This is a genomic window from Paraburkholderia sp. RL17-373-BIF-A (assembly GCF_046030175.1).
Classification (GTDB): domain Bacteria; phylum Pseudomonadota; class Gammaproteobacteria; order Burkholderiales; family Burkholderiaceae; genus Paraburkholderia.
In genome coordinates this window covers 1-5,331 of record NZ_JARESO010000148.1, presented here as the reverse complement: position 1 = coordinate 5,331, position 5,331 = coordinate 1, and the positions used below count along the sequence as shown (strand labels likewise).

Sequence of the window (5,331 nt, the reverse complement as noted above, 5' to 3'; positions counted from 1 at the left end):
CACAGGCAAAACGCACATTGCAATGGCACTTGGTTATGCAGCAACGCAAGCTGGGATCAAGGTGCGCTTCATCACCGCAGCGGACCTGCTGATGATACTGACCACGGCACATCGACAGAATCAGCTGGGAGACGCGCTAAACGATTCGTCAACCCGTACAGGCCGTTGATCATCGATAAGATCGGATACCTGCCGATGAGCCGTGAGCAGGCCAACCTGTTCTTCCAGGTGATCGCCAAACGATACGAGCGTGGCAGTCTGATCGTGACCAGCAAGCTTCCGTTCGGGCAGCGGGACCAAACGTTTGCCGATGACGCAACGCTCACTGCTGCCATGCTCGACCGGCTATTGCATCACGCTCACGTCGTCGCAATCCAGGGCGAGAGCTATCGACTACGCGACAAGCGGCGCGCCGGACTGGTTATGAAGAGATCGACGACAACAAGGAGAACGCCGCCAACGGAATGCGGTCGGCACCGCAATAACACTACAACCCGGTGTATCAAATCTGAAGTGCCGATGCCGACAGAAACTGTATCAGTTCCTGAGTGCCGTTGACATTGAGGCGTGCCGCGAGTAAATCGTCGAACGCGCGGCTCTCCGAACGTTCTCCTCGGCTTTGATGAAGTACCGCCTCAGATGCGCCCAACATCCAAAGTGCACAAGGTTGTACCGTCGCACGATGCCGTCGTACGGCGGGCTTGTGGCACTAAGGTGACGGAGCGAAATTCGTCCTCCACGATGAAAGGTGCAAACTAACGATGGCTACGACGACGAAGACGCCCCGCAAGCCGTTGCCAGACGGGGTGGCGAGGTGCTCCAGCGGCTGCACTTCCCGGTGAACGTAATGCTGCTGAGCGTGCGCTGGTACCTCGCGTACTCGCTTAGCCCGAGATCCTGAACAGACGATTCCCGGGCGACCTACAAGCTCAAACACGAGGCCGATCTGCGATCGGTGTATAGCTGGCGCCTGCTCGAAATGATGGCTCAATTCTGCGATACCCGACTCCTGCCTATTGGTTATGACGAGTTTTGTGAAGCGATGGGCGCTGGGGGGCGACAATGAGTACGTCCGGTGTACCGACATTCATCTTAGCCGGTAGTGATGAGTCGGAGGCAGCGTAGCCGCCGAAGGCGAGGAACTGCCGGCGGCGCCGGATCGGCGGGGCTTAGGATGGCTGACTGAATCTAAAAAGAGGCGGTCAGCCCATGTCTGGAAGCCGCATCACCGACCAGCAGGTCCGCCTCTATATGAACCATCCCAAACACCATCCGCAGAAGCTGGCTGCGGCGAAGTCAGGCATGAGCGAGCGCATGGCGCGGCGTGTCGAACACGAAGCCGGACTACCGTCACAGCAGCGGCGCTATTGGCGCTCGCGCCCAGATCCGTTCGCCGATGTCTGGGAGAGCGAAGTGGTCCCATTGCTACGCGCTGCGCCAAAGCTGAAGGCGATCACTCTGCTGCGTAAATTGCAGGAGGACCATCCCGAGCGCTTTCCGGACAGCATGCGGCGCACGTTTGAGCGACATGTCAGCCAGTGGCGCGCGCTCGAAGGGCCGAACCAGGAAGTGTTCTTCCCTCAAACATATCAGCCCGGCGCACGAGGCCTGTCGGACTTCACGCACATGGGCAAGCTGTGCGTAACGATTGGCGGGATCCCGTTCAACCACCTGCTGTATCACTTGGTGCTGGCGTTCTCGCGCTGGGAGTACGCCAGCGTGGTCGATGGCGGGGAGAGCTTCCAGGCGCTCGCGACGGGATTGCAGAATGCGCTGTGGCAGGCTGGCGGCTGCCCACGCGAACATCGCTCCGACAGCCTGTCGGCGGCCTTCAGGAACCTGCAGGAAGAGGAAGACTTCACAGTTCGCTATGCGGCTCTACTCGAGCACTACGGGATGGAAGGCACGCGCAACAACCGTGGCATGGGTCATGAGTATGGTGTGGTAAAAAATATGTTGCGGTGGCTCTCAACAACCTCGCATCGCCTATCGCGTTGACGTTTCCATGACGACATAATTTCAGGCTGATACTGATATTCCACTGATCAACGATGGGGGAATATCATGTTCGAGACTCTCTTTACGCGTCCGCATGTTCTTGCTGCCCACAATCTCGCGCCCTGCGTGGAATCCAGGAAGCGCTTCCTCGTACATTGTCAGGAACAGGGTTATCCGTTCAGGTCAATTCGGAAGATCGCGTGGATCCTGCTGGTTTTTTCACAGAGCACGGATTTGTGCCGCCCGAGGCAAATAACGCACGAGGAAATCGCATTTGCGGTTGACCATAGGATTCGACTCCTTCGAAGTGAGCGCACGAACGAGTCCCGCAGCTCGCGGCTTCTGTTCATCCATACCGCCACGGCCTGGCTGCGCTTCCTGGGGCGTCTGGAGGAACGGCATCCCACGGAAGAACCTTTTGTTCGCTATGTTGAGCACTACGTCGATTTCATGCGCGACCAGCGAGGACTTTCTCCTGCTACGATTTCAACCTGTCGTGATGAGATCGATCATTTTCTGGCAATGGTCTGTCGCCCTGACAGGGCACTCGATGCTCTCACTATCCACGATGTCGACGCCTATCTCGCATACCAAGGCAATCACGGCTGGACCAGGGCCTCATTACACGCGCTTGCGAGCACGCTGCGCAATTTCTTCCGGTACGTAGAAGGACAAGGGTGGGCTACCAACGTTGCGTCGGGCATTGAAGCACCGGTGGTGTATAGAGAGGAGGGTTTGCCGTTCGGGCCGAATTGGGAAGATGTGCAAAGATTCGTCGCCAGTTTTGTCGGCGACAGCACGATCGATCTACGCAACCGTGCGATGATCATGTTGCTGGTTGTCTACGGACTGCGGCGCGGCGAGGTGGTGCGACTCCGCCTGGAGGATATAGACTGGTGCGGCGAGATCCTTCATGTCAATCGTCCCAAGCAACGTTGCACACAGCAATACCCGCGGGTGGCAACAGTTGGAAACGCCATTCTGCGCTACCTGAAGGAAGCGCGTCCACGAAGCGCCCATCGCGAGCTGTTCCTGTCGGTCGAGGCGCCGATCCGACCGCTGTCACCCGGACGCGTAAGCAGCATTGTCCGCTCGCGTCTCGCGACGCTTGGCATCGATATCCCGCGGCGCGGCGCACATTGCCTGAGGCACGCCAACGCCCGGCATTTACTCGACGCTGGCTTTGCCCTGAAGGAGATCGGTGATCATCTCGGCCATCGCAGCGCTTCGTCGACGAGAACCTATGCGAAGGTTGACCTGACCGGACTGCGGTGTGTGGCCGAAATCGATTTGGGGAGTCTGCTATGAAGCTCTCCGAACTTGTTGCCCAATACGTGAGCCACAAACGGGCGTTGGGCATGCGCTTCAATTCTGAGGCGGCCACGCTTGCCTCATTCTGCCACCGGCTTGATGGCAACATTGATGTGGAGTCGGTCACGGTCGAACAGGTACACGACTTCCTGACTGGCAACAGGCCGCTGACCAACCATTGGGGTAAGAGAAGGTCAGTACTTGACTGCCTGTTTCGCTTCGCCCTTTCGCGTGGGTATGTCAGGGCTTCTCCGCTTCCTCGCTACATTCCGAAATTGCCGCCACCGCTAACACCCTATATTTATTCGCAGAAGGAACTAAAGCGCCTGCTCGACGTGACATCGATGGTATGCGGTCCACACGTTTCGCTGGATGCATATGTTTTGCGTGCAGTCATGCTGATTCTGTACGGCGCTTGCCTCCGCCATGGCGAAGCCTTGCGTTTGACCGTGCAAGACGTCAATCTTGACGAGGCCGTACTGCACGTGCGCGAGAGCAAATTTCATAAATCGAGGCTGGTTCCGCTGGGTACAGATCTGAATGGTGCGATGCAAAGCTACGCCCGGCAACGCAATCAGAAATTTGGTCAGGCACCGGATGCACCGTTCTTCAGTTTCCGCGATGGTCGCCCCCTGACCCAGAAAGCTGTGTGCAGGGCCTTTCAGCGACAGCGCATCCTGGCAAATATCCACCGCGAAGGCGGTGCGTTCTGCCAGCCGAGGTTGCATGATTTGCGGCACTCAGGCGCAGTGCACCGGCTAATCGCCTGGTATCGCTGCGGCGCTGATCTGCAACTGTTGTTACCGCAACTGGCCACCTATCTCGGCCACATTGATCTCGTGGGCACCCAACGCTACCTTACCCTGACGCCCGAGTTGTTGAATGAAGCGAGCACGCGCTTTGAAGCTTACGTTCTGGAGGTGCATCATGAATAACTCATCCCTGCTGGGTCCGTGGGTCCGGCGTTTCCTGATCGAGCATCTGGTGGGCGAACGTAACCTTGCCGTCAATACCCAAAAAAGTTACCGCGACATGCTCATGTTGTTGCTTCCGTATCTGGCTGCCAAAGTCGACAAGCGGATCGACCGCCTCACCGTTGATGATCTCTCCCCGCAAATGGTGCGCCTGTTTCTGACGTACATGGAAGAACAGCGCCACTGTACGGTCAGCACACGAAATCAGCGGCTCGGCGGCATTCATGCGCTGGCCCGTTTCATCGGCGAACATGCACCGGAATACGTCGACTGGTGGGCGCAGATTCACCTGATTCCCGTCAAGAGAACCAGTCGGCCAGAGATCAGCTATCTTGACAAGCAGGAAATGGACGCCCTGCTTGCTGCCACCGACGTGAATACGGCGCAGGGGCAGCGCGAACACGCGTTACTGCTGTTCATCTTTTACTCAGGAGCCCGTGCAAGCGAAGCTGCGCAGCTCAAGATTGGCGACATTGACTGGCACACGCGTTCGGTCAGCATCGTCGGCAAGGGGAACAGACATCGCCGCTGCCCGCTCTGGAAATCCACGCTCGATGCGTTGCGCTCACAGTCCGAGGGAAGGGACGCCGCCGCGCCGGTGTTCCTCAACCGATTCCACCAGACGATGACGCGCTCCGGCATTCATGCCCTGGTCAAGCGCCGCGCTATCCGCGCTGCAGCCAACGCGCCGTCACTTGCCGGCAAGAATGTACACCCACATGTGATTCGGCATACAACCGCCTCGCTACTACTCCAGGCCGGTGTCGACATCAATACGATACGCGGCTGGCTTGGGCACGTTTCGTTGGAGACGACCAATATCTACGCCGAGATCAATCTGGAAACAAAGGCGCGGGCGCTGGCGACATGCGAAGTGGAAGGTGGTGCCGAAGGACAAAAGCAATGGCGGGATCAGCCCGACCTGATGGCCTTCCTCCGCACCTTGTAACCGAATAATATGTGCTGTTCGCTTTCCACAAAGGCGCTGCCTTGGCCTGGTTCGTTATCGAGCAGCACATATTTTTTACCACACCATACTCATGATTGC

At 57.8% G+C, this 5,331-nt stretch carries 4 protein-coding genes and 3 pseudogenes; 6 read left to right on the top strand and 1 reads right to left on the bottom strand.

All coding sequences use genetic code 11. The features are described from left to right. Positions 1-558: pseudogene (locus P0D80_RS48545) on the top strand (ATP-binding protein); the annotation flags it as partial. Here the strand turns inward: P0D80_RS48545 and P0D80_RS48540 are convergent. After that, entirely contained in the window at positions 538-681 is a 144-nt protein-coding gene (locus P0D80_RS48540; protein WP_408295464.1) for an IS66 family transposase, read from the bottom strand. The pseudogene P0D80_RS48545 and the gene P0D80_RS48540 sit on opposite strands and share 21 nt — an antisense overlap. An 80-nt stretch (positions 682-761) precedes the next feature. On the opposite strand from P0D80_RS48540, the pseudogene P0D80_RS48535 reads away from it, so the two are divergent. The 5 genes and pseudogenes from P0D80_RS48535 to P0D80_RS48515 all read left to right on the top strand — a co-directional run. Then, positions 762-898 (top strand): annotated as a pseudogene (locus P0D80_RS48535) (IS6 family transposase); the annotation flags it as partial. Positions 899-1,209: 311 nt separating this feature from the next. Continuing rightward, positions 1,210-1,968: pseudogene (locus P0D80_RS48530) on the top strand (IS21 family transposase); the annotation flags it as partial. 96 nt (positions 1,969-2,064) lie between these two features. Further along, the gene (locus P0D80_RS48525; protein ID WP_408295461.1) at positions 2,065-3,306 is read left to right on the top strand and encodes a tyrosine-type recombinase/integrase; all 1,242 of its coding nucleotides are present in this window, start codon (positions 2,065-2,067) and stop codon (positions 3,304-3,306) included. Further along, positions 3,303-4,244: a tyrosine-type recombinase/integrase gene (locus tag P0D80_RS48520; protein ID WP_408295458.1), complete on the top strand. Its 942-nt coding sequence runs from the start codon at positions 3,303-3,305 to the stop codon at positions 4,242-4,244. Before P0D80_RS48525 ends, P0D80_RS48520 begins: the two co-directional genes overlap by 4 nt. Next, positions 4,237-5,232, top strand: a complete 996-nt coding sequence (locus tag P0D80_RS48515; RefSeq protein WP_408295455.1) for a tyrosine-type recombinase/integrase — start codon at positions 4,237-4,239, stop codon at positions 5,230-5,232. The genes P0D80_RS48520 and P0D80_RS48515 overlap by 8 nt, the downstream gene beginning before the upstream one ends. Positions 5,233-5,331 lie beyond the last annotated feature (99 nt).

Excerpts from the sequence above, each read along its gene's own strand:
- P0D80_RS48525 (WP_408295461.1), top strand. The coding sequence starts at position 2,065 with ATGTTCGAGACTCTCTTTACGCGTCCGCATGTTCTTGCTGCCCACAAT.
- P0D80_RS48520 (WP_408295458.1), top strand. The coding sequence starts at position 3,303 with ATGAAGCTCTCCGAACTTGTTGCCCAATACGTGAGCCACAAACGGGCG.
- P0D80_RS48515 (WP_408295455.1), top strand. The coding sequence starts at position 4,237 with ATGAATAACTCATCCCTGCTGGGTCCGTGGGTCCGGCGTTTCCTGATC.